The 22,560-nt window shown below is 60.7% G+C and carries 20 protein-coding genes and 1 pseudogene; 14 read left to right on the plus strand and 7 right to left on the minus strand.

Annotation, left to right across the window (positions count from 1 at the left end; translation table 11 throughout):
- Positions 1 to 460: 460 nt before the first annotated feature.
- The 7 genes from VGI36_04185 (at position 461) to tcuA (ending at position 8,375) form a co-directional block, all read left to right on the plus strand.
- Positions 461 to 613, plus strand: a complete 153-nt coding sequence (locus VGI36_04185; protein HEY2484320.1) for a hypothetical protein — start codon at positions 461 to 463, stop codon at positions 611 to 613.
- 123 nt (positions 614 to 736) lie between these two features.
- A complete protein-coding gene (locus VGI36_04190; protein ID HEY2484321.1) occupies positions 737 to 1,318 on the plus strand; it encodes a universal stress protein in 582 nt (193 codons plus the stop codon).
- A complete protein-coding gene (locus VGI36_04195; protein ID HEY2484322.1) occupies positions 1,319 to 1,747 on the plus strand; it encodes a cytochrome c in 429 nt (142 codons plus the stop codon).
- 364 nt (positions 1,748 to 2,111) lie between these two features.
- Positions 2,112 to 2,918: a universal stress protein gene (locus VGI36_04200; protein HEY2484323.1), complete on the plus strand. Its 807-nt coding sequence runs from the start codon at positions 2,112 to 2,114 to the stop codon at positions 2,916 to 2,918.
- Between the two features lie 4 nt (positions 2,919 to 2,922).
- Entirely contained in the window at positions 2,923 to 4,527 is a 1,605-nt protein-coding gene (locus tag VGI36_04205; GenBank protein HEY2484324.1) for an AAA family ATPase, read from the plus strand.
- A gap of 731 nt (positions 4,528 to 5,258) precedes the next feature.
- A complete protein-coding gene (locus VGI36_04210; protein ID HEY2484325.1) occupies positions 5,259 to 6,764 on the plus strand; it encodes a sigma 54-interacting transcriptional regulator in 1,506 nt (501 codons plus the stop codon).
- 102 nt (positions 6,765 to 6,866) lie between these two features.
- Positions 6,867 to 8,375: an FAD-dependent tricarballylate dehydrogenase TcuA gene (tcuA, locus tag VGI36_04215; protein HEY2484326.1), complete on the plus strand. Its 1,509-nt coding sequence runs from the start codon at positions 6,867 to 6,869 to the stop codon at positions 8,373 to 8,375.
- A 121-nt stretch (positions 8,376 to 8,496) separates the two neighbouring features.
- On the opposite strand, the gene VGI36_04220 is transcribed toward tcuA, so the two are convergent.
- Positions 8,497 to 9,576: a zinc-binding dehydrogenase gene (locus tag VGI36_04220; GenBank protein ID HEY2484327.1), complete on the minus strand. Its 1,080-nt coding sequence runs from the start codon at positions 9,574 to 9,576 to the stop codon at positions 8,497 to 8,499.
- Positions 9,577 to 9,813: 237 nt separating this feature from the next.
- Here VGI36_04220 and VGI36_04225 point away from each other — a divergent pair, with 237 nt between their 5' ends.
- Complete coding sequence (locus VGI36_04225) at positions 9,814 to 11,286, plus strand: amidohydrolase family protein (GenBank protein ID HEY2484328.1); 1,473 nt, start codon at positions 9,814 to 9,816, stop codon at positions 11,284 to 11,286.
- 33 nt (positions 11,287 to 11,319) lie between these two features.
- Positions 11,320 to 12,018, plus strand: coding sequence for an enoyl-CoA hydratase/isomerase family protein (locus VGI36_04230; GenBank protein ID HEY2484329.1), 699 nt, complete (start codon positions 11,320 to 11,322; stop codon positions 12,016 to 12,018).
- Positions 12,019 to 12,137: 119 nt separating this feature from the next.
- Here VGI36_04230 and VGI36_04235 read toward each other — a convergent pair whose 3' ends face one another.
- Entirely contained in the window at positions 12,138 to 13,355 is a 1,218-nt protein-coding gene (locus VGI36_04235) for an amidohydrolase family protein (GenBank protein ID HEY2484330.1), read from the minus strand.
- Between the two features lie 146 nt (positions 13,356 to 13,501).
- Here VGI36_04235 and VGI36_04240 point away from each other — a divergent pair, with 146 nt between their 5' ends.
- Positions 13,502 to 14,968, plus strand: a complete 1,467-nt coding sequence (locus tag VGI36_04240; GenBank protein ID HEY2484331.1) for a carotenoid oxygenase family protein — start codon at positions 13,502 to 13,504, stop codon at positions 14,966 to 14,968.
- Between the two features lie 63 nt (positions 14,969 to 15,031).
- Here VGI36_04240 and VGI36_04245 read toward each other — a convergent pair whose 3' ends face one another.
- The 4 genes from VGI36_04245 to VGI36_04260 form a co-directional block, all read right to left on the minus strand.
- Entirely contained in the window at positions 15,032 to 15,529 is a 498-nt protein-coding gene (locus VGI36_04245; GenBank protein ID HEY2484332.1) for a DUF992 domain-containing protein, read from the minus strand.
- A 125-nt stretch (positions 15,530 to 15,654) separates the two neighbouring features.
- Entirely contained in the window at positions 15,655 to 16,107 is a 453-nt protein-coding gene (locus VGI36_04250) for a MaoC/PaaZ C-terminal domain-containing protein (GenBank protein ID HEY2484333.1), read from the minus strand.
- 141 nt (positions 16,108 to 16,248) lie between these two features.
- Positions 16,249 to 17,013: a glucose 1-dehydrogenase gene (locus VGI36_04255; GenBank protein ID HEY2484334.1), complete on the minus strand. Its 765-nt coding sequence runs from the start codon at positions 17,011 to 17,013 to the stop codon at positions 16,249 to 16,251.
- Between the two features lie 50 nt (positions 17,014 to 17,063).
- Positions 17,064 to 17,504: a nuclear transport factor 2 family protein gene (locus VGI36_04260; protein HEY2484335.1), complete on the minus strand. Its 441-nt coding sequence runs from the start codon at positions 17,502 to 17,504 to the stop codon at positions 17,064 to 17,066.
- A gap of 118 nt (positions 17,505 to 17,622) precedes the next feature.
- Between VGI36_04260 and VGI36_04265 the strand changes: the two genes are divergently transcribed.
- The 4 genes and pseudogenes from VGI36_04265 to VGI36_04280 all read left to right on the plus strand — a co-directional run bounded on the left by VGI36_04265 (position 17,623) and on the right by VGI36_04280 (position 21,439).
- Positions 17,623 to 18,513 (plus strand): 3-keto-5-aminohexanoate cleavage protein, encoded by an 891-nt coding sequence (locus tag VGI36_04265; protein ID HEY2484336.1) that lies wholly within the window; start codon positions 17,623 to 17,625, stop codon positions 18,511 to 18,513.
- A 33-nt stretch (positions 18,514 to 18,546) separates the two neighbouring features.
- Positions 18,547 to 19,011: pseudogene (locus tag VGI36_04270) on the plus strand (MaoC family dehydratase).
- A 7-nt stretch (positions 19,012 to 19,018) separates the two neighbouring features.
- Positions 19,019 to 19,879 (plus strand): CoA ester lyase, encoded by an 861-nt coding sequence (locus tag VGI36_04275; protein ID HEY2484337.1) that lies wholly within the window; start codon positions 19,019 to 19,021, stop codon positions 19,877 to 19,879.
- Between the two features lie 267 nt (positions 19,880 to 20,146).
- Positions 20,147 to 21,439 carry a sulfotransferase gene (locus tag VGI36_04280; protein HEY2484338.1) on the plus strand — a complete coding sequence of 431 codons (1,293 nt, stop codon included), beginning with the start codon at positions 20,147 to 20,149 and terminating at the stop codon, positions 21,437 to 21,439.
- Positions 21,440 to 21,547: 108 nt separating this feature from the next.
- Here the strand turns inward: VGI36_04280 and VGI36_04285 are convergent, their stop codons facing one another.
- Positions 21,548 to 22,315, minus strand: coding sequence for a hypothetical protein (locus VGI36_04285; protein HEY2484339.1), 768 nt, complete (start codon positions 22,313 to 22,315; stop codon positions 21,548 to 21,550).
- Between the last annotated feature and the right edge of the window lie 245 nt (positions 22,316 to 22,560).

Here is a 22,560-nt window from a genome sequence, read left to right on the forward strand (position 1 = left end):
CGGAATCCCCTCCCTTCAAAGCGGTTCAGAAGTGCCTGAGCAATAATGCTGAGGGCCGAATTGTCGCGACAAAGAAACAGGATATTGTAGCGAGGGTCGGGCTTCGAACGCTGGGAGCCAAGACTGCCGTGCGCCCTCACCCCGGCCTGATCGGATAGAGTTTCACTCTCGGGCATCTGCATCATTTTCGTCGTAGGCCGCGGTGTGAACACCAGACCGAGGAGACTAAAAAGCAAGCCACGTGCCTGCCGGGTCCAGCTCGGAATGGTTAGATTTGGGCCTCGGCGAGTTCATGAGGATACGTCGGATGTATCGGAACGATGCATCGAAACCATCATCGTGGCACTATCGCGCTTTTCAGCCTAGCCTCGCCGATAGTGCCGACTTGGCACAAAGCATGGATCAATAGGCGAATTGCAAAATTGGCGCAAATGACAGTGCCGTCGGAAGGGTCTTGGAAATGGCGGAGTATCAGGGCTACGAGATCATCAAAAATCCGGAAAGCGAAAAGTGGGAAGTGTTCTGGAAAGAAAAGAAAGTGAAAGGGGAGTTCCTCCGCGAGGCGGACGCCGAAGAGTGGATCGACGACCAATTTCCATCACATCGTTTCTGATCACCGCAGCGGATAGCGTTGGTTGTCATCGCGCCGACCCGCTATCTAGGAGGCATTCTTGAGTACTGGAGCTCTGGTATCGCTCCTAAATGATTTGCTGATACCGGAGTGGAGGCAAGGCAAGTGGCGACCGATGAAACAGACCGGCTTGGAGAAAAGCTCGGCGGCGTGAGCAGAGCGGCGCAGAACGAATGGGCTAGCAAAAGCGACAGAGCCTTGCTCGCCAGGCTGAAAAGGGCGAAGCAGGAAAGACTCGCAAAGGAAAAAGCCGAACGGCGCACGCCGCGAGCTTTCAATAGGGTTCTCTGTGCGATCGATTTCGGGCAGAGCTCGCTTAAGGCACTGGATCTGGCCGGCCGTATCGCGAGCGAAAATGATGCCGCACTCTATCTCCTGCATGTGTGCCCAACTGTCGCTGTTCCGCTGGTCGGTCCGATTACCGCGACGCCCGAGGTCGAAGCGAATGCGCGCAAGAAGCTTGGTGAAGCAGCCGGCAGGTATTTAGCCAAAATACCTCACGAACTATTGGTCGTGACCGGGGACCCCGCACGGCGAATCGTGGAGGTCCAGTCGGCCTTGCGCGCTGATCTTGTCGTGATGGGCACCTTCGCCCGTCGCGGAGTCCCGCGTTTCTTCCTGGGTAGCGTAGCCGATCGCGTGGTGCGCGCCGCCACCTGTCCGGTCCTCACCGTGAAAGGACGATAAATGCTGCGGTCCCATCGAGTGATTGCTTGGATACTGCCTCGATTGCTGCTTGCGGCGCTGATGTACACCTTCCTCACTCCGAACGCGGACGCCGCCAGCGCCGGCAAGCAGGACTTCGATGCGAACTGCGCTTCCTGTCACGGCTTCGACGGTAAAGGCCATGGACAGGCGCTCTACGTCATTCCGCAGGTAAAGCCGTCCGATCTGACCGTATTGACTAAAACCAACGGCGGCGTGTTCCCCACCGATCGGGTTTACAAGTCAATCGATGGTCGTAACGGAATCCCATCCCATGAACGTTTCGACATGCCTTTCTGGGGAACCACCTTCCAGCGCGAAGGGCAGGAATTTACTCCGACTAGCGAAGCAGCGGCGCGCGCGCGCATCATGAAGATCGTGGACTACATAAAATCGATCCAGGAAAAATAGAGCATTAAAACCGGCAGGTTATCGTTGGCCCCTTCGCCAGGTATCCTGACTTGCCGAAATACTACCCTCAGGCAACTTGCTCGCAGGCCGGGCATATCATCCGAGTCGCTCGCTCGAGAACAGCGATAGTTGGCTAGTGATCGGTGCGCCAGGTTTGGCGCGCGAAGACCGCCCCGCACCGCTCACATACAGCAGGCTCTTTTGAGGCGAGACGTCGTCTGCACACCCCGAAACTGGCTCGATCGGATACATCCCGCGAATTTGCCGGAGCCTGGGCCACGCGAACCGCGAAACTTCTTGATGGCATGGCAATCGCTATAGCGACAGACGGAGCAATTCGTCGGGAGATCTCAGGAGGTCCCCAATGTCTTATCCATTCAGAAGGATTTTGAGTCCGATAGACTTTGATGACAATTCGCTGGCTGCCCTGGATGTCGCGGCACAAATCGCGCGCGACAATGATGGGATGGTGCTGCTGTTGCACGTGGTGCCTATGATCATCGCTCCGACCGGGATGCCCATCTACGTCGATCTCTACAAGGGCCAGGAGGATGCTGCCCGCGAGAAGCTGAAGGAGATCGCCACCAAACGGCTCCGCGGGGTCAAGCACGAGCTTCTCACTCACATGGGTGAACCCGCCGGCTCCGTCCTGAGCGCCGCTCGACGTCATGCGGCTGACTTGATCGTGATGGCTACCCATGGACGGCGAGGGCTGTCCCGCGTAGTGCTCGGCAGCATCGCCGAGATGGTCTTGCGCAGTGCTCCCTGTCCGGTTCTGTGCGTGCGGCGCGGCGATGCCGACAAGAGCCAGGTAGCCCGCTGGATGAGCCCGAGCCCGGTAACGGTGGCCCCCGGGGAAAAGGTAGCCGCGGTCATAGTGCGCATGCAGCAAGGAAATTTCCGCTCGGCGCCGGTGGTCGAAAATGGCACACTGATGGGGCTGATTACCGATCGTGACATCCGCGGGCAGGTGGGGCGGGTCGATACTACCGAGGTAAGGGTCGCGATGAGCGAAAATCCGCCTACCGTGACTCCGACGACGCCGGTGCACGATGCCGCGCGGGTCCTCTTCGAGCAGAAAGTCGATGCGTTGCCGGTGGTGGAAAATGGACAGCTGGTCGGCGTGATCACCGACAGCGATATGCTGCGCGCATTTCTCGATCAAGACTAGCGTGGTGGAGGACCGAGGGACCAGCGTAGTCGACTGCCGATTAATCGATGCGATGCGGAGCCCGGAGTTCTACCCGGACCATCCTGCACAAATCGATTTCAAAAAGACCCACATGTCCTGGGTCTTCCTCGCGGGCGGCGAGGTCTACAAGGTCAAGAAACCGGTCAACTACGCTTTCGCCGACGCAACTAGCCTTGAGTCGCGCTATTTCCTCTGCCGTGAGGAGGTTCGGCTCAATCGCCGCCTCGCTCCCGGCACCTATTTGGGGATCGTGCCGATAGTGGAGTGCGGCACCCGCCTGGCGCTGGCCGACTATGCCGAGGTGCACAACCCAAACGTGCGAGAATACGCGGTCCGGATGCGCCGGCTTCCTGACGAGCGTATGCTCGACCATCTCCTCCGAATCGGCGAGGTGCGCCCGGACGCGATCGACAAAATTGCGCACCGTCTCGCCGAGTTTCATCGCACTGCTTCCATCGCGAACGGCGCGCGCTACGGTTCTGCAGCCGCCATCAGCCGTACGGTGTTGGGGAATCTCGATGAGTGCAGGCCGGCCATCGAGGCGACCGTCGAGGATCGTGGCTTCGATCCAATCCGAGACTACCTATCCGGGTTCATCTCGGCGCACCGCGAGCTGCTTGAGGACCGCGCGCTCCAAGGCCGAGTGTGCGAAGGACACGGCGACCTGCGCTGCGAGCACGTTTGCCTGACCGAAGAGATCGATATCTTCGATTGCGTCGAGTTCGATGAGAAGCTGCGCTACAGCGATGTGGCGTCAGATCTTGCGTTTCTGGCAATGGACCTCGATGCTTTCGGCGCTCCCCATCTCGCCGACGAGTTGATCCGCGCGTATTCGAAGGAGACCGACGATCCCGCACTCGCGACTCTGACTTCTTTCTATAAGTGCCACCGCGCTTGCATCCGCGGCAAGGTGGACTACCTGAAAAGTCTGAAGTCGGAGGTGTCCCCCGAGGAACAGGAGTGTGCTCGTGAGCGCGCCCGCGCAAAATTCTCCCTTGCCGCACGCTACGCGGCCAGCGCTAGACCTGCGCTGCTGGTGGTATGCGGTCTGGTCGCCTCTGGAAAATCGACCATGGCTGAAAGGCTCTGCCTGCGCACCGGATTCCAGGTTCTCAATTCGGATCGCGTTCGCAAGCAACTTGCGGGAATCCCGGAGACTCTTCACCGGCATGGCGAATATGGCGCCGGAATATACACTCCCGCCTTTGACACTCTCACTTATGAAACCCTGATCGAGCGAGCGCGACGGTGCCTTGCCGCCGGGCGCGGCGCAATTCTCGATGCCACTTTCAAGAGTCCTGCGACTAGATCGGCCGCGGTCGCGCTGGCCGCTGAGATGCATGTGCCCGTGCTATTCGTCGAATGTCGCGCTGACGAAAAGGAAACCCTTCGGCGCTTGCACGATCGCGCGGGCAATCGTGCCGAAGTATCAGATGCGACGGAGGAGATCCATGCCAGCCACAAGCTCGACTTCGTTTCGATAACCGAACTGCCGGCGCGCTGCCACCTGGTTGTCGACACCAGCAGCGAGGACCTCGAGTCCGCGATCAGGCGCTTCGAGGCCGCACTCTCTAACCCCATCTCTTGATTCCTTGGCGCGGGGTTGTGGGTGAAGTGCGCCGCTGCGCGCCATTGGCTCCACGCGCGCTTGCCACCAGGAAACGGCCGTAACCGCTGAACGGCTCAGCCAGACCGCACTAGCGAGCCGTCTGCGCAAGCGAACGCAAAACCCGGATCGCAAGCTCCCGATCCACTGGCCGCGAAAGATAGTATTGCACCCGACGGGATCGCACCCAGCGCTCGACTTCGAAACTGTGATTCGCTGCTATATGCGCAACCAGCGCACGAGGCGCCCACCGTTGCGCCTGGCCAAGCAACCATCCGCGGTTAGTCTCCTCGATCGCGTCATCGTCGACGACCACGATCTCGACTCCCGTCTCTCTGAGCTAAAGTCGCGCGTCGCTTGCTTCCACACACCGCAGCGTGCGCCATGCATCGCTCAGGCCGTCGATAATCAGGGCGAAAATCGTCTCGTCTCGGGAAAAAACCACTGCCGTTCGAGCGGATTCCTTTCGCACCGGAAAATCACGGGTGTGCCGCTGGTTCATGCGGTCGAGTCACAGCCGGTCCTTTGCTTGCCCCTTTCCGTCCTGTCTTCTCAAGAGGAAACCATGCCAGCTGGGGCCGGTCCCAAAAACTTTGAAAAACCATGGGACTCTGAGAGAAGTGGGATTTGTGCTAAGCGTGGTGCCTCCCTCCCGACACGAACCCTGGGCGGTGTGATTCCGTTGGGAGCAGTTACGGAACAGCCTGCTTGCCATGGAGTCGAAGCCAGCGTCCCCTGCATTTGAGGCACCGCCGAGGCAGGGCGGCCCGCGCCATTTTCATTTGCTCTGGGACACGGAACTCGAAGAGCTCCAGGCGGTTCTGCACTCCATTCGGAAGCATCGCTCCGACGTGCTCGAGAATTGGTACCAGCTGTACGAACTGCACTTCGCGGATAGCCGCAGCCTCAATCGTGCCGAGTTCATGGAGATCTTCGGCAGCGAGCTCGACTCCACCTTGCGCGATCTCCTCGCCAAAGATCTCGATCGGTTCGTCGCCGATGTGCGCCGAATTGGCGAGATGCTGGCAGAACGTGGCGTACCCTTTTCCGAGCTGATCGTGTCGATGCACCTGTTCGAGGAGAGTGCCGCCACCGCGTTTCCGTTGCTTCCTCCGCCTCTGCCGCGCATCTACCAGGCCTTCGACAAGCTGAGCCACATCCGGATGATCGCGCTGGCCGATACTTACTTCCGATCCAGGAGTGCGGTATCCAGCGCGCGAATCCAGGCCATGGAGCGCGAGGCCGGAACGCTGCCGCCCGCGGGGCGCAGCCATTTTCACGGCCTGGTCGGAGCCAGCGCGGCGATGCATCGCCTGTACGAGCGGATTGAGGCTGCCGGGTCAACCCGCGGCACTATCCTCATCGTCGGTGAAAGCGGAACCGGTAAGGAACTCGTCGCGCGTGCCATCCACGAATGCGGCAAAAATTCCGGCGCGCCCTTCATCGCGCTCAACTGCGCCGCCATCCCGAAGGATCTGATCGAGAGCGAGCTGTTCGGTTACAAACGCGGGGCTTTCAGCGGAGCCAACGTGGAGTACCTCGGGCTGTTCCGCGCCGCGGAAGGCGGTACCCTGTTTCTCGACGAAGTAACCGAAATGAGTCCTGCCACGCAGAGCAAGCTGCTGCGCGCTATTCAGGAACGTGCCGTGCGGCCGGTCGGTTCGACTCGGGAGATTCCCGTCGAGGTGCGCCTGGTGGCGTCGACCAATCGCGATCCAGAGGAGGCAGTGCGCAATGGTCAGCTACGCCAGGACCTCTATTATCGGCTGCAAGCGGGCGTGATAACCATTCCGCCCCTGCGCGATCGGCTGGAAGATGTGCCGCTGCTCGCCGAACACTTCGTCGACCTGTTCAACGCGCGTCAGACCAGGCTAACTCCGGTATCCGGCATCGACGAAGCAGCGCTGCGCGCGCTGTACCAGTACCGATGGCCTGGCAACGTTCGCGAGCTTTCCAATGCGATCGAGGGCGCCTTCACTTTCGGTCGCTCTTCCCTGATCCGCCTCGAAGATCTGCCGCCTGCGCTGACCGGAGGCGTGGTCGCCGATCGCACGATCTCGGAGGCGAGTTTTCCGATCGGTACGTTCGCGGATAGTGAACGCGTAATTATTCGCCGCGCGCTCGAAGCGACCGGCGGCAACAAGGTCCAAGCCGCCAAGCTGCTGAAAATCTCGCGCAAGAAACTTTACGCAAAAATCGCTAAGTACTCACTGGAGTAAGCAGCGGCGCACCTGCCCGGCGCTGGTTGTGCGCGAGATACAGCCGACTTAAAAAGGGGGGCAGGCAACTGCCGCCGCAACGAGCTACCATCAAGCCCTGATATGCCAGGCAAATCGTCCCCCGCTTGCGATGTCCTGATTGTGGGCGCCGGCAATGCCGCCCTCTGTGCCGCGCTGGCCGCGCGCGAGCAGGGCGCCCGAGTCATCGTTCTGGAGCGAGCGCCCGAAAAGGAACGCGGAGGCAACACCGCCTTCACCGCCGGCGGATTTCGCGTCGCCTACAACGATCTCGACCAGTTGATCAAACTGATGCCGGACCTCTCCGATGAGGAAAAGCGCAACACCGAGTTCGGCACCTATACCGAGGACCAGTACTTCGAGGACATCGGTCGCGTCACCGAATACCGCGCCAATCCCGATCTGGTTGAACTGCTCGTGCGTCGCAGCCACCCTACGCTGTTCTGGATGCGCACCAAAGGCGTGCGCTGGGTCCCCATGTACGGTCGCCAGGCTTTTAGGGTCGACGGCCGTTTCAAATTCTGGGGCGGCCTAACGGTTGAGGCGTGGGGCGGAGGTCGCGGCCTCATCGACACGCTTCACGAAGCCGCGCGCCGCGAGAAGGTGGAAGTACGCTACGGCGCGCGGGCGCTCGCTCTGCTTGCCGATGACACCGGTGTTCACGGCGCACGCGTCCGCGAAAACGGCAAGACCATAGACGTGACCGCCCACGCGGTCGTGTTAGCTAGCGGTGGCTTCGAAGCGAATGCGGAGTGGCGGGCACGTTACCTTGGGCCAAACTGGGATCTCGCCCGAGTGCGCGGGACCCGCTTCAACACCGGCGACGGAATTCGGATGGCGCTCGACGCGGGCGCGATGCCCTATGGACACTGGTCCGGATGCCACGCCGTCGGATGGGATCGCAACGCTCCCGAATTCGGCGACCTCGCGGTTGGCGACGGCTTTCAGAAGCACAGCTATCCGCTCGGCATCATGCTCAACGCTCGAGGCTGCCGGTTCGTCGATGAAGGCGCGGACTTCCGCAACTACACCTACGCAAAATACGGGCGTGCAATTCTCGAACAACCGGGACAATTCGCCTGGCAGATCTTCGACAAAAAGGTTGCGCATCTCCTGCGTGACGAATATCGAATCCGACAAGTGACCAAGGTTAGCGCCGAGCGCCTCGAGGAGCTGGTCCGTAAACTCGAGGACGTCGATGCCGGAGCCGCGCTCGCCGAGATCGGTGCCTTTAATCAAGCTGTCGACCGCACCATTCCGTTCAATCCCAACGTAAAGGACGGGCGATGCACCCGCGGCCTCGCCGTAGCGAAGAGCAACTGGGCCAACCCGATCGACGAGCCCCCCTTCATGGCCTTTGCGGTAACTTGTGGTATCACCTTCACCTTCGGCGGGCTGAAAATCACACGCGAAGGCGAGGTAGTAGACACCGAAGGCGACCCCATCTCCGGCCTGTACGCAGCCGGGGAACTCGTCGGCGGCCTCTTCTATTTCAACTACGCGGGGGGTTCCGGCCTGATGGCTGGAGCGGTATTCGGCAAACTCGCCGGCACCAGTTCGGCGCTATATGCAGCAGGGCGGGGCACTGGCTGATTTGAGTTTTGCAGGTCTCGGGAAATCGGAGCGGCACCGCCCCGGAAGCCCCGCCGCCAAGGCCATTTGAACCTGCTTTGTGAACTGGTGCCGGGGCTTCTAGCCGAGGGTCCGGCTCGTCTCATCCCGGAATCAAAGCAGCGCGCGTGACTTCCTTGCGTTCGCTCTTGTCCAACGCCTCCGCCGCCTTGGCAAGCGGAAATTTCGCATCGCACAGGTCCAGGTACGGATAGCGCTCGATGTGCTGGGCCAGGAAATCGAGCGACCTCTTCAAATAATGCGGGGGATAGGTCGCGATGCCGTGAATCTCGATTGATTTGAAGGTCACCATCGAGGGTGCAATAGGTGCGGTCATCCCTCCCGAGATATTTCCGAGTTCCAGTAGTCGGCCGCCATTGCGCACGAAGCCGACCGCATCGATGAATGCCTCCGGAATTCCCGCGACTTCCAGCACCACGTCCGGCCCGCCGCCGCCGGTAAGCTCGCGGACCCGCGTCTGACGCGACTTGAAATCGGGAAATTTTCGCAGGTCGATCACTTCGTCCGCGCCGAACCGCTTGGCCTGCGAGAGCCGCAACTCGACCCCGTCTATCGCGGTCACCCTCGCACCGCGCGCCTTCGCGATCGCCATGGCATGCAGCCCGAGCCCGCCGGCCCCGAGCACCAGCAGCTTCTCCCCGTAGGACAACCGTCCGCGATCGAGTGCCCAGTAAACTTGTGACATCGCGCAGTTCGCCGAAGCGGCGATCAAATCCGGCACGTTGTCCGGAATCTTGTAGAAGTGCTGGTCCGGCTTGACGAAATAATGAGTGGCGAAGGTGGCGGTGAAGTGGGGCGGTTTGTCGGGATGGGACGCGCCCATCACGCGGTTGAGACATCCGGCCTGGTTCCCCGCCACACAGTTCTCGCAACGATTGCACACCGTGTAGTAGACCGGTGCGATCCGGTCGCCTTCCTTGACCGCAACCCCTGCCCAGTCTTTGGTCGTTCCCGGCCCGAGCGAGTGAATCGCTCCGGCCATCTCGTGCCCGGGCATGATCCCGCGGCGTCCGAACTCGCCCTTCCACATGTGCACTTCAGACCCGCACACATTGGTCTGCGTGACCCGCGCCACCAGCCCGCCGGGCACCGGTTCCGGAACTTCATACTCGAAGAATTCGATCTTGTGTCCTTCGGGAATAAAACCGATGGCACCTTTCATGACAATCCACCTCGTCCTGCGCTGACCCTACGAAAAACCCGCTCCCCGCGGCAAGCGGCGCCGCTCTAAATCTGTGTCGAAGGTGCACTTCCAAAATCGCCAAACTCTGCGATTTGTTCTTCGCATTCACCACGCCGCTTAAAAAGCCATCCGCGGGTATCGCGGCGTGGGTTCGAGCACTGGCACTCAACGCACTGGGAGACTTACAATCCTGCCACAACGCGGGGAGGTTGGAACATGGATCGACATCCATCCGCGAGAGCGATTCACGATCGTCTCGGACATCCGGTCATTGATGCGGACGGTCATTACGTCGAGTTCGGTCCGTCGATTCTCGAATACCTGAGGGAGGTCGCCGGGGAACGCGTCGCCGACGCGTTCAAGCGGCCCAACGACTGGGTGGGCAACACCATCCGGATGACCCCCGCGGAGCGCCGCGAAGCGGGCATTGCGCAGGAAGCATTCTGGGTCATCCCCGCAAAGAACGCGCTCGATCGCGCGACCGCCATGCTGCCGCGACTTCTCTATGAGCGCCTCGATGAACTCGGCTTCGACTTTACCGTGCTCTACCCGTCGGCGGGTCTGCTGATCACTCCGATCGAAGACGAAGAGCTACGCCGGGCAACCTGCCGGGCCTTCAACCGCTATGTCGCCGATCAGTATCGCGCCTACGCGGATCGGATCACGCCCGCCGCGGTCATCCCCATGTACACACCCGCCGAGGCGATCGAGGAACTTGAGTACGCGGTCGGAACGCTCGGACTCAAGGCCGCGATGCTGGGTCATCCGATTCGACGTCCTATTGCCGACGTGCAGCGCAAACAGCCGGACGCAGTCCGTTGGGCGCGATGGATCGACACCTTCGGAATCGACAGCGCCTACGACTACGACCCGGTCTGGGAGAAGTGCCTCGAGTTGCGAGTCGCGCCCTCTTTTCATGCGGGGTCGCGCAGCTTTGGCTACCGCGCATCCCCCAGCAATTTCACCTACAACCACATCGGCCATTTCGCCGCCGCGCTCGAAGCACTCTGCAAGTCGATTTTCCTGGCCGGAGTAACGCGCAGATTTCCGCAGCTTCAGCTCGCGTTTCTCGAAGGCGGTGTCGCCTGGGCCTGCGCGCTGTACAGCGACCTGATCGGACATTGGAAAAAACGCAACCGCGCCGCGCTCGAGGAAGTTAACCCGGCCAACCTGGACCGCGCCGTGTTCCGAGATTTGATCGAGCGTTATGGCGGCAAACAGCTCGCGGATCGTTACGCCGCCAACGATGTGAAGCTCGAGGCTTTTGACACGCCGCGCCCACCCACCGCGCAGGAGTTGGATGACTTCGCGGCCTGTGACATCAAGCGTGGCGAAGAGATTCGGGATCTTTTTACCCGCAATTTCTACTTCGGCTGCGAAGCCGACGATCCGCTCAACGCGTGGGCGACCCGCGCGAGGGACAATCCGTACGGCGCGAGGCTCAAGACCCTGCTCGGTTCGGATATTGGCCATTTCGATGTGGTGAACATGGCCGAGGTCTTGGGCGAAGCGTATGAGCTCGTCGAGGACGGGCTGGTCAGCGAAACGGATCTGCGCGACTTCCTGTTTACCAATCCGGTGCAATTCTTCTGCGGGGCAAACCCGCATTTTTTCAAAGGCACTGTGGTGGAAGGGGCGGTACGGGACCTCCTCGCGACACCCGCTCCAGAGGCCAAAGCATCACTGTAGTGGACCGCCCGCGCGGGTGAATGAGGGCTATCGATGCCGAAATATTTCCTCTTCGAAAAGAGCGGAGTCATAACCACCATCACCTTCAACCGTCCGGAGCGGCGCAATTGCCTGGACAACGAAGTGATCCTCGAGCTGGAACGACTGATTTACGAGGTTCGCGACGATCGCGAGACCCGCGCGCTGATCGTGACCGGGACCGGCAACGCCTTTTCAGCGGGCGCGGACCTATCCGCGATCAGAGGCACCGAAGATCCGGATCAGCGTGCCGTGCTCGCCAAGGAAAGAGCAGGGCGGCGCCTCCCGCGTCTTATTGGCCGGGTGTTCGAAGGGATTGCCCACCTGGAGTGCGCCACCATCGCGGCGGTCAACGGATACGCGGTCGGAGGAGGATGGTCGATCGCGCTCGCGTTCGATTTCTGCCTCGCCGTGGAGAACGCGGAGTTCTGGGTGCCGGAAGTAGACATGGGGGTTGCCTATCGGGGCGCGCCTGCACAATTGATGGCTGCAAGCATGGGCCCCTGGCGTGCGCGCGAAGCAATCCTCGAGTGCCGCCATTACAAAGCCGAAGAACTGCTCGCGATGGGTGTGATAAACCGGGTGGTAAAGCCCCCGGCGCTGCTGGCCACGGCGCGTGAGCTCGCAGAGTCACTCGCGAAAAAGTCGGCGACCGCGATCGCGCAATCAAAACGCGACATCAACGATTTCTTCTTCGGCAGTCGCCTGTACTGAGACTCCGGAAAGTATTCTGAGATCCCGGGCTTCCGACCAGGTGCTACAACTCGCCCGTACGAAAAAAGGGCCGGAGCGGACTTTCTCCGCGCCGGCCCCCGTCCGCGAGCTGTGTTTTTTTAATTAACCGCCATCCGTGCCAGTCGCTTCACCTCGAGCTTGAACACGCGCGCCGCATTCAACCCAAGAATCTGTGCACGCTCGTCCTCACTTAGGTGGGCCATTTGCCGTTCGATGGCTTCGGCCGAATGCGGCCAGGAACCCTCGTGATGCGGATAGTCATTGGCCCACAGAAAATTTCTGCAGAGGTCGTACTTCTGTGCGAGGTCGAGTCCCGGAGGGTCTTCCTGAAATGACGCAAAACCGTTGGACCGGAAATACTCGCTCGGCAGCTTCTTCAACTTCGGGAACACCCACATGTGATGCTTATGGTACGCCTCATCCATCGCCTGCATCGCCCACGGAACCCATCCGATTCCCGCTTCGATGGAGCCAAACCGCAGCCGCGGGAATTTTTCGACGACGCCCGAGGCGCACAGATTCGCGATTGGTTCGATGGTCGGCGCCAACGAGTGCGAGACATAGTTGATGACCGCGCCGCCGTCTTTGCGTGCCGCCCGTGGATCTCGTCCGGTCGAGACGTGGAAAGTGACCGCCAAGTCGCAATCCTGGATTACCGCCCACAGCGGGTCGAAGCTTTTCATGTTGTAGTTCGGATGGCGTGCGTCGTGGGCCCCGAAAATCGGCTTGCAGGGCAGGGTCAATCCGCGAAATCCCATCTTGGCGACGCGCTTGACCTCTTCGATCGATCCCTCGAGGTCGCCGGTCGCCAGCGCCGCCATCGGCACCAGCCGATCCCGATAAGGTCCGTACGACTCGGCCGCCCAGTCGTTGTAGATGCGGCATTGTGCCTGCGCGAACAGCGGGTCGGGCGTCGCCCACATCGTGAGTCCCTTGTTTGGAAAAATGACTTCCGCGTCTACCCCATCGCGATCGTGATCGAGCAGCCGTTGTTCCGGAGTGGCGCCGGCCTTACCGCGAATCTGATCTTCGCCCTGCAGATTGCTGTCGAGTAGCCGCGACCGTGCCCAGCCCTCGGAAATTTGCCACTTCACCCCATCGGCATCGACTTCGACCCGCGGCAAGCGGTCTCTGTACTTTTTGTCTATTCGATCGACCCAAAGATTGGCCGGCTCGTTGGCGTGGCAATCCGCCGACACCATGAAAAATTTGTTCGGATCATCCGGACGCGCGGTGCGCTTCCATCCTGAATGTCCGGGCGTGCTGAGCCTCCATCGATTGGGCTCATCGATCTGGTGCATGAGTGGTTCGCTCATCGCTTAACCCCCGAATGGTATGATCAACAAGACGATCACAATTGTAGTTGATTTTAGGACTGCAGTGCACTCGCCGTCAAAGAACCCGGAAGGTGGCCCGAGTCAGCCGGCCACCCTTTGAGTGGGGCGCCGGTCGATATGCTAGGTTGAGCGCGACGGGCGAGGGCATCATGTTCAAAGTCGAGCGCGAAATCCCGAACCGGATCGCTCCTACCGAAAACCTTTTCCTACGCGGCATGTTTGCTCCTACCTCGCGCGAAATCACCGCAGACAATCTCCAAGTCGAGGGCGAGATTCCGCGGGACCTGTTTGGGATCTATCTGCGCAACGGGCCCAACCCGATTTTCCAGCCGCGCGACCGCTACCATTGGTTCGACGGCGACGGGATGATTCACGCGATCGAATTTCGCGAGGGCAGGGCGACCTACCGCAACCGGTGGATCACCACCGAGGGGTTCCTGGCCGAACAGCAAGCGCAGCGCGCGATTTGGCCGGGGCTGATGGACAAGCCGGATCGCTACGTGCCGCGGGGCGCGGGTTCCGACGGATGGCTCAAGGATACCGCGAACACCGATTTGATATTTCACAATGGTTACGCACTCGCGTTGTGGTACCAGTGCGGGGTGCCCTACAAGATCGAGGCGCGCACCCTGCAGACCCTCGGCATCGAAAACTTCCGCGGCGCCCTGAAGCGGACCGTGTCCGCACACGCCAAGGTCGACCCGGTCACCGGGGAACTGCTGTTTTTCGATTACTCGACCAAGCCGCCGCTGATGACCTACAACGTGGTGTCGGCCAGCGGTGAATTGAAACATCACATTCCCATCGAGGTGCCGGGTCCGCGATTGCCGCATGACATGGCATTCACGCCGCACTACTCGGTGTTGATGGATTTGCCGCTCTTCTGGGATCCCGACCTTCTCGCCCGCGGTATCCACAAAGTCAGCTATTTCCCCCACTTGCCAAGCCGCTTCGCGATCGTCCCGCGCTATGGAGACGCCGGGGAAGTCCGATGGTTCGAGACCTCGCCCTGCTACATTTACCACGTGGTCAACGCGTGGGAGGACGGCGACGAGATCGTGATGGATGCGTGCCGCGTCATCGGTCCCGAGCCCAAGAGTGCCAGGGGCGAAGGCGAGTTGGCGCGCATGCGAGCATTCCTGCGACTGGAAGCGGAGCTATATCGATGGCGCTTTAACCTCGCGACCGGCGTGGCCCGCGAAGAGCGTCTGGACGATCAGCGAACCGAATGGCCGACCATCCATCGCGGGAAAATGGGTCGACGGACGCGCTATGCGTATAGTTCTTTGGTTCCGCATTTTGAGGGACTGGTCAAGTACGACCTGGAGCGCAACACCAGCGAGAGGTACCTGTTTGGCCCCGGCCGTGCGGCTAACGAGTGCCCGTTCGCGCCTCGCCTGGGCGCAGCCGATGAAGACGACGGCTACCTCGTCGCCTTCGTTTCAGATGCGAACGGCGGCGATCAGGGCGAAGTGGTAATCCTCAACGCGAAGGACATCGCCGCAGGACCGATCGGACGACTCAAAATTCCGCAGCGTGTTCCAGTCGGGTTCCACGCCCTATGGATTCCCGGCGAGCAGCTGCCGGCCTAGTCCGCCGCTTTCGTTTCGGTGGAGGAGAGAGCAGCGGTTCACTCCGTCGCGGAGCTGGCTGGTCTATAGGTTGGGGTCTTGCTCTTCGAACGTGAGGCTCAGCGCGGCGATACCAAAGCCAAGGTAAAGACCGGTGTCGCCCTCGATGCTTACTGGCTGCAAGGCAATCGACTTGTCAAATCCTCCGAGCAGCACATTTACTCCCGCTCCGATTCCAAACGCCGCCTGCGCGGTGCCCCCGAAATAGTTGCCGGCGAGGGCTCCGGAGCTCGGTACGCTGCTCGGCGCGACCACCGCCCACACCAAAACGATGGGAGCCAGATAGCCGATGTCGATTCCGATCTTTGAGATGGTGCCGGAATACTTTTCGATGTTACCCCCGGCGGGGTGATACTCACATTGCGCCGTCCGTGATGAGCCCACGATCCATCCGAAACCCCGCGCCACGTGGCAGGTCAGAAGCCCGGTCTTGGTGGTGAGACCCTGCCCCCGCGCCGGGCTTGAAGTCGCCGCGGCCAACAGCAAACTCGCCACTACCACCAACCCCGCTCTCTTGCTCATTGGTATCACGGAAAGATCGGTGTCCTCCCGCCCCGTCGTACGGGGACGCGCAAGATGTATCCTGCGCCGGCAGCTGACTCAAGTCGATTTAGCTGGAGTGCCTCCGCCATGCGGTTCGGTGCAGGTCACGTTGATCGCCGGCGCAGCATGCGCTTTACCGTGCACGCCATGATCTCCTCGCCCCGCTGATTTATCACCGAATGCGCGAACGTCACGATACCCCGGTCCGGTTTGCTGGTCTGCGCCGCGTCGACGACGCTGACCCGAACATGGATCGTGTCACCGGCCATCAGCGGCCGCTGGAAGCTCATCTTCTCGACTGACAGCAACGCGAGCCCGACCCGATGAATGCATCCGGTCAGGATGATCAATCCCTCCGAGAGCGCGAAGGTCATCGCTCCCGGCGCGATACGCGCCGGATAGGGGCCCGACTTGGCCATGTACTCACGGTCGATGAAGAGCTCCTCGAAGAACCCGCCAAGTCCCACGAACTGCGCTATCTCGGCCTCACCGATGGTGCGCCCCATAGTCTCGAGCGTCTCGCCCACCTTCCAGTCATCAAAGAACTTCGCTTCCATTCCTTTCTACCAAGGCACGCATGACCAGCTTGCATTTGGCCGTGCGCACGTCAGTGCAGAAATAAGGAGACTTCCGGATCAGCGAACCTCGGCGCCCGTGCCGACCCTCAAGCCATGGCCGCGGTTCGAAATTCCCGGTTCCTACTGCGCCATGAAGCCGCCGTCGACCGGCATAGGCACGCCGGTAACGTATGATGCTCGATCGGAGCATAGCCACGCGACCGTTTCGGCGATCTCCTCGGCCTCACCCAGCCTCTTCAGAGGACCGCCGCGAGCAAAACGCTGCTCGGCATCTGGCCGCTCGCCCAGCAGCCGCGCCATCATCGGCGTGCGGATCGGGCCCGGGCATACCGCGTTCACGCGAATTCGTTCGCGACCGTATTCGACTGCGGCCGCTTTGGTCAGTCCCGCGACACCGTGCTTCGCGGCCACGTAGGCGGGCATCCCGCGGACCCCCGCCAGGCCCGCGCCCGATGAAGTGTTCACGATCGCGCCGCCGTGACCCTGCTTGAGCATCTGCTCGATTTCCGCTTTCATGCAGTGCCACACGCCGGTGAGGTCGACCGCGATCACCTTGTTCCAGTTCTCCTGGGTGCATTCGTGGGTCACGGCGGAGGCGCCTTCGATTCCCGCATTGTTGAAGGCACAGTCCACCCGTCCGTAGGACGCGACTGCTTTGGTCACTATCGATTTGGCATCCTCCCACTTGGAAACGTCGGCCTTGATGAAAACGGCTTCGGCGTTAAGGTCCTGCACCACGCGCAGAGTTTCAGTGCCGCCTTCTTCGATCCAATCGGCCAGCACCAGCTTCGCGTGTTCGCGCGCGAAGACCCGCGCTGCCGCGCGGCCGATTCCGGAGCCCGCGCCGGTAATGATTGCGACCTTTCCCTCGAGTATTGCACTCATCGGTTTACACCCCCTGATCTTCTCTGGCTCCGTGGTCTCGCGCTCGACTGCTAGTTGCGGTCGGCGTCCAAAGCCGGGCCCACGCTGGTGAAGGTCCGCGATCCGAACTTCCATCCGTCGCTGGTCTTCACGTATTCGTCTTCGTAGTAGCCCGAGCCGATCCAGTCCATATTTCGCGAGAAGCTGCGCAGCTCGACGTAGCAGCGGCCCACGCCGCTTTTCGGCCCGGTCAGATCGACTACGTGATTGTGGATATAGGGCCGCGGGTTCACGTTGCTCAGCGCACCCTCGTACATTTTCTTGAGCTCCGCGCGTCCCTTCTGCGTCACCGTTCGCTTGTGACCCTTCACCGTGAAGCTGCCGTCCTCCGCAAACAGTTTGACGATTCCCGCCATATCGTTGCGCCATACGCAATCGCAATAGCGGACCGGCAATTCGCGAATCGCTTCGCGGTCCAGAAGTTCGCTCAACAGCTCATCGTTGTTTTTCATTGGTTTTTCCTCCAATGGTTCATAGGTTGGAATCGAAGCTGCGCTCATTTCACTGGTGCGCGGCGGGATTGTAGCATCGGACCGGCAAAAACGGGCACCGCCCCGACCATGGTGTTTTATGGCTAACCAGACCTGGATCGAAGTCGCCCTCAATGGAGCGTGGACCCGGCGGGCGCAACCGCGAATTCCGGTTACCGCCGACGAGATCGTGCGCGAGGGGATCGATTGTGTCCGCTCAGGTGCGGCGATCGTGCACGCGCATACCCTCGACCCGCAGACCGGCCGTCAGAACAACGACATCGAAAACTGTACCGCCTTCATCTCCGGCATCAGGACGCAGGTCGATGCAATCGTCTACCCTACAGCGGTTCCCCCGCCGCATTGCACCGACTGGCGGCAACGCTACGAAACCATCGTCGAACTGGCGAGGCGCGGTCTAGCGGAGTGGGGCTTTATCGATCCAGGCTCCGTCAACCTCTGGCGCGCCGATACTCCAGCCGCCTCCGCGTACGGCGACGATCGCGCGATTTATACGAATTCACCGGGCTTCGTCGAATACGCCATGCAGCTCGCGGAAAACCATCGGTTCCATCCCGCCTTTGCCTGCTACGAGCCCGGATTCGTGCGCCACGGCGCAATGCTCCATCGCCGGCATCCGCGCACCCCGGTGCCGATCTACCGCTTCATGTTGTCTTCCTCGTGGACCTTCAGTTTCCCGCCCGAGGTTTGGGCCCTGGAAGCATATGTGAAGCTCGTGGAGCAGGCCGCGCCCGGCGCGCCCTGGATGGTGGCCGGGCTCGGCGTCGACGTGCTCCCCCTGATACCTGCGGTGGTCGCGATGGGTGGTCACGTCCGTGTTGGCCTCGAGGATGCGCCGTATGGTTCCGCGCGCTCCAACGTGGAGTTGGTAGACGCCGCCGTCACCGCCATCCAGAGGGCCGGTAGCGAGCCGGCAACCGCCGCCGAGGTGCGCAAGACGTTGGCTCTCTGCAAGCCTCCGTCCGCTTGAGAGAGCCTTTGGCCTCCGCTACTAGAGTCATGGGAGACAGATGAAATGAGCGGACTTTATTTTGACGAGTTCAAGGTCGGCCAGGTATTCCACCACGCCATCACCCGCACCGTTACGGAAACCGACAATTTGCTCTTCACCACGCTGACCCACAATCCCCAGCCGCTGCATCTCGATGTGGAGTTCGTCAAGCAGACGGAGTTCGGACAGCGGCTGGTCAACAGCATCTTTACACTCGGCCTAATGATCGGGGTTTCGGTCGGCGATACCACCTTAGGTACCACGATAGCGAACCTTGGCATGACCGATGTGCGCTTCACCCACCCAGTCTTCATCGGCGATACCCTGCGCTCGCAAAGCACGGTGCTGGAGATGCGCCCCAGCAAGTCACGGCCCGATGCCGGCGTCGTGGTCTTTGAGCATAAGTGCCTTAACCAGCGCGATGAGGAAGTGGGCTACTGCAAGCGATCGGCGCTGATGCACAGGAGGACGAAGTAGGTTCATCATGCGTTCGTTACTGTTCGTTCCCGGAGACAGCGAGCGCAAGCTCGCCAAGGGCGAGACCGTGGGCGCCGATGCACTGGTGCTTGACCTGGAGGACTCGGTTTCCGCCGACCGAATCGAGATCGCGCGCGCGATGGTACGCGACTTCCTACAGGGCCATCGCGATCGCTCGAGGACTCGTCTGTGGGTACGGGTGAATCCTCTCTCCACCGAAAAGGCGCTCCCCGACCTCGCCGCGATAGTCGCAGGCGCGCCCGATGGAGTCTTGCTACCCAAGGTCAATAGTGCTGCCGAGCTGGCTCTGCTCGATAACTATCTGACCGCACTTGAGGTTCGTGAAGGCGTTGCGCGCGGCTCGATCCGAGTCTTGCTGGTGGCGACCGAGACCGCTCGCTCGATGTTCAATCTCGGAGGTTTCGGTGGGATAACGCCCCGGTTGTGGGGAATGACATGGGGCGCGGAGGATCTTCCGGCCGCCCTGGGTGCCACCACCAATCGCGACGAATCGGGAGAGTTGGAATTTACCTATCGACTCGCCCGCTCCCTGTGTCTGCTGGCCGCCGTGGCTGCCGAAGTTGAGCCCATAGATACGGTGTTTACCGATTTTAAGGATGCGAAGGGTCTACTGCGGGAAGCTCAGGCCGCGCGCCGTGCGGGCTTCACCGGCAAAATCGCAATCCATCCCGACCAGGTCGAACCGATAAACCATTCATTTACTCCATCTGCGGACGAGATTGAGTATGCACAACGTGTCGTGAAAGCATTCTCGTCCGGGGCCGGAACCGTCGCACTGGACGGCAAGATGCTGGATATGCCGCATCTCAAACAGGCTCAGCGGGTTCTTCGAGGTGTGAACAAGTGATCCCCAAAGGGCACTTTCCGAGGAGGGCCGACCTGGATATGCTGGGGCAAAGGGGTTTGGTTTATTAAACCAATTGAGGGGCGTTTTGACTCATTAGGACCATCAGTAATATCAATCGCGAAGAAAAACAGAAGTTTCAGTCAATTTTCGCAAGACTAGCACAGTACTGAATCTTTCTGACCTCCAGACCGAGATTGGGGGTTCGGTCAGTCAATGCATATTGAACTGGCCGGTATTGAGGTGATCGCGAGAAAGGTTTGGTGAAAAGTGGGGCTTCTTCCTTCAGCTTCCTTCAATCTTCCAGCCCGACTGTTTCGGGGTCTCGACCGCTTTGCCGATCATCTCGGGTTGTTTCGACGGCCGGTACCGCCCGAAAAGCTTGTCGACTTGGCCCGGCGCCGGTCCGGTCTCGACGATTTCGGGGAGTGGTCGTTCGAGGAACCGCTCGCGGTGCTGTTGCGGTCTTACTATGAAGAGGCGAATCTTAGCGCTTTCGGCCGGATCGCGGTCCGTTGGGATATGTTGCGTTTTCTGTCCAATCTGCTCCGGCTCCGAGAGGAGGAGAAAAAAAATCCCGCGGTCCTCGAGGAGCGGATAGATCGACCCATATTCGTGCTGGGGTTGCCGCGCAGTGGAACTACCTTCCTGCATAATCTGCTAGCGGACGATCCGGGAAATCTCACTCCTCGCTGCTGGCAGACGGTCTTTCCCTATCCGATTGGGGCGCAAAAGAACGGCTCACGCGACCGACGGCCGGAACTGACCGCGCGGCAGTACTCACAGTTTCTCATGCTGGCGCCGGAACTACCGAGCCTGCACCCACTTGACGCCCACGCGGCCCAGGAATGTATCGAAATCACCGGACACGTGTTTCGGAGCCTGCGTTTCGATACTACCCACTACATACCGTCTTTCCAGCTATGGCTCGAAGACGTGGGTCATCTTGAGGCGTATCGGTTTCACAAACGCTTCCTACAGCATCTTCAGCATCAGAACGGTGCTGGGCAATGGATCCTGAAGAGCCCCGATCACATTTTCGCCCTCAAGGCCTTGTGCGAGGTCTATCCGGACGCGCGATTCGTGTTCGTGCATCGGGATCCCATGAAAGTCCTGCCGTCGGTCGCGCGACTGACCGAAATTCTCCGCCAGCCCTTCACCCGCAAGATTGATCGTCTGCAAATCGGCCGGCAGGTCAGCAGTCGCTGGGAGCTAGGGTCGAAACTGCTTGTCGAGGCGGCCGATTGGCTCAAATCTTCGCCAGAGCGCATCGTGCATATTCGTTACAAGGATCTGGTGAGAGATCCGTACGCGATCGTGACCGACCTGTATCACCACTTTGGAATGACTTTAAGCGGACGGGGCGAGCAAGGTCTCAAACGCTCCATCGCTGAGCGGCCCGATGGCGGTTATGGCCGCAATTCGTATCGCTTCGAGGACTACGGCCTCAACCCGGCTGCCGAGCGGAAACATCACAGCGCCTATATGGCGCATTTTCGGATGCAGCCCGAAGAGCCTTCGAGCCGCGCCGTCACCGACTCAAGCGTTCGTCTGGCGGTTTAGCGCAAATTCAGAGCAGTCCCTGATTCGCGCAGCCTGGATATACGGCGATTCTGCGAGGAAGCTGCGAGCTCTGCCTTTTTTGTGCGCGCCGGCAGACGTCGCGGCTTCTTAGCTATGTTGCAGGAGCGTCAGTTCGACCGCGGTGGTCGGCGATCCAGTGGGGTCCCCTTCCTTAATGAATGCCCCCGTCAGGGTCAGCGGTGCTTCACTGCGAAACCAGGCCGCGCGTCGATACCCTTCGCCGCGAAAACACGGCTTTCGGTAAACCACCCGCGTGCGTGCGAAATAGAGACGCGCCAGGTCGTGACCCGCGCGCTTCAGTGAATCGGCCAGGAATTCTTCCATGGCGCGCAGGTAAGCTGTCCCGTTCACGTGCCGGTTCGGATCAGTGTGGCCGTAGTGCCATACGTGGCTCTCCGAATCGGCAAAATCCGGCTGGCATGCAAAATCCGCCATCGATTCGACTACCGGAATGCTGATTTCGCGAGACGGATGGGCTCCTAGACCGAGATCGGCCGGCAATTCGGTTACCCGCCGGCGCGCCGGATCAGGATCGTAGCGCGTGAACACGTTGACCATGCGCGAGCTGCCCAGAAACGTCCCCTCGCCGTTGCGCAACGTGTGACGGCCCTCGCGCGCGATATTGCGGGTGTCGCCGCTCGCGTCCACGTTCCGCGCCAGCCACGACTTGCCGGTTACCTCGATTCGCTCGGATGCTTCGCAGGGAACATCAGCGGTTTCGTACTCGACATAGACCAGGGGCGCGAAGATCCCGCCCAGGTTGGAATGGTCATGAACGCTAGCCAAAATCCGCGTCCACGGAGCAAAGTGCGATCGCCCGGTATAGGCGGAGACCGCCGATAGACGAATCGTCATCCGCTCCGTCAAATCCTGAAAATGTACCGGCTCCCGAAAGCGCGAACGAACAATCCGATCTGCTCCGATGCGAGGTTTCCTTGCCATCGGCGACAGCGTAGCCAGTTCACTACTACCGCTCAACGACGGCGTCCGCTTTGCGAGCCCGCCCCAAGTCATAGCGGTCCTGTCCGCGAACTCGCACGCTCAAGCAGGCTGCCCTCTATCGCTATCCACCACGCGTGGTCGCGCGATACGGCATCCTC

This window comes from Candidatus Binataceae bacterium, from assembly GCA_036495685.1.
In the GTDB taxonomy this organism is placed as follows: Bacteria; Desulfobacterota; Binatia; order Binatales; family Binataceae; genus JAFAHS01.

Coding starts and splice junctions, on each gene's coding strand:
- VGI36_04185 (HEY2484320.1), top strand. CDS start 461: ATGGCGGAGTATCAGGGCTACGAGATCATCAAAAATCCGGAAAGCGAA.
- VGI36_04195 (HEY2484322.1), top strand. CDS start 1,319: ATGCTGCGGTCCCATCGAGTGATTGCTTGGATACTGCCTCGATTGCTG.
- VGI36_04200 (HEY2484323.1), top strand. CDS start 2,112: ATGTCTTATCCATTCAGAAGGATTTTGAGTCCGATAGACTTTGATGAC.
- VGI36_04210 (HEY2484325.1), top strand. CDS start 5,259: ATGGAGTCGAAGCCAGCGTCCCCTGCATTTGAGGCACCGCCGAGGCAG.
- tcuA (HEY2484326.1), top strand. CDS start 6,867: ATGCCAGGCAAATCGTCCCCCGCTTGCGATGTCCTGATTGTGGGCGCC.
- VGI36_04220 (HEY2484327.1), bottom strand. CDS start 9,576: ATGAAAGGTGCCATCGGTTTTATTCCCGAAGGACACAAGATCGAATTC.
- VGI36_04225 (HEY2484328.1), top strand. CDS start 9,814: ATGGATCGACATCCATCCGCGAGAGCGATTCACGATCGTCTCGGACAT.
- VGI36_04230 (HEY2484329.1), top strand. CDS start 11,320: ATGCCGAAATATTTCCTCTTCGAAAAGAGCGGAGTCATAACCACCATC.
- VGI36_04235 (HEY2484330.1), bottom strand. CDS start 13,355: ATGAGCGAACCACTCATGCACCAGATCGATGAGCCCAATCGATGGAGG.
- VGI36_04245 (HEY2484332.1), bottom strand. CDS start 15,529: ATGAGCAAGAGAGCGGGGTTGGTGGTAGTGGCGAGTTTGCTGTTGGCC.
- VGI36_04250 (HEY2484333.1), bottom strand. CDS start 16,107: ATGGAAGCGAAGTTCTTTGATGACTGGAAGGTGGGCGAGACGCTCGAG.
- VGI36_04255 (HEY2484334.1), bottom strand. CDS start 17,013: ATGAGTGCAATACTCGAGGGAAAGGTCGCAATCATTACCGGCGCGGGC.
- VGI36_04260 (HEY2484335.1), bottom strand. CDS start 17,504: ATGAAAAACAACGATGAGCTGTTGAGCGAACTTCTGGACCGCGAAGCG.
- VGI36_04265 (HEY2484336.1), top strand. CDS start 17,623: ATGGCTAACCAGACCTGGATCGAAGTCGCCCTCAATGGAGCGTGGACC.
- VGI36_04275 (HEY2484337.1), top strand. CDS start 19,019: ATGCGTTCGTTACTGTTCGTTCCCGGAGACAGCGAGCGCAAGCTCGCC.
- VGI36_04285 (HEY2484339.1), bottom strand. CDS start 22,315: ATGACGATTCGTCTATCGGCGGTCTCCGCCTATACCGGGCGATCGCAC.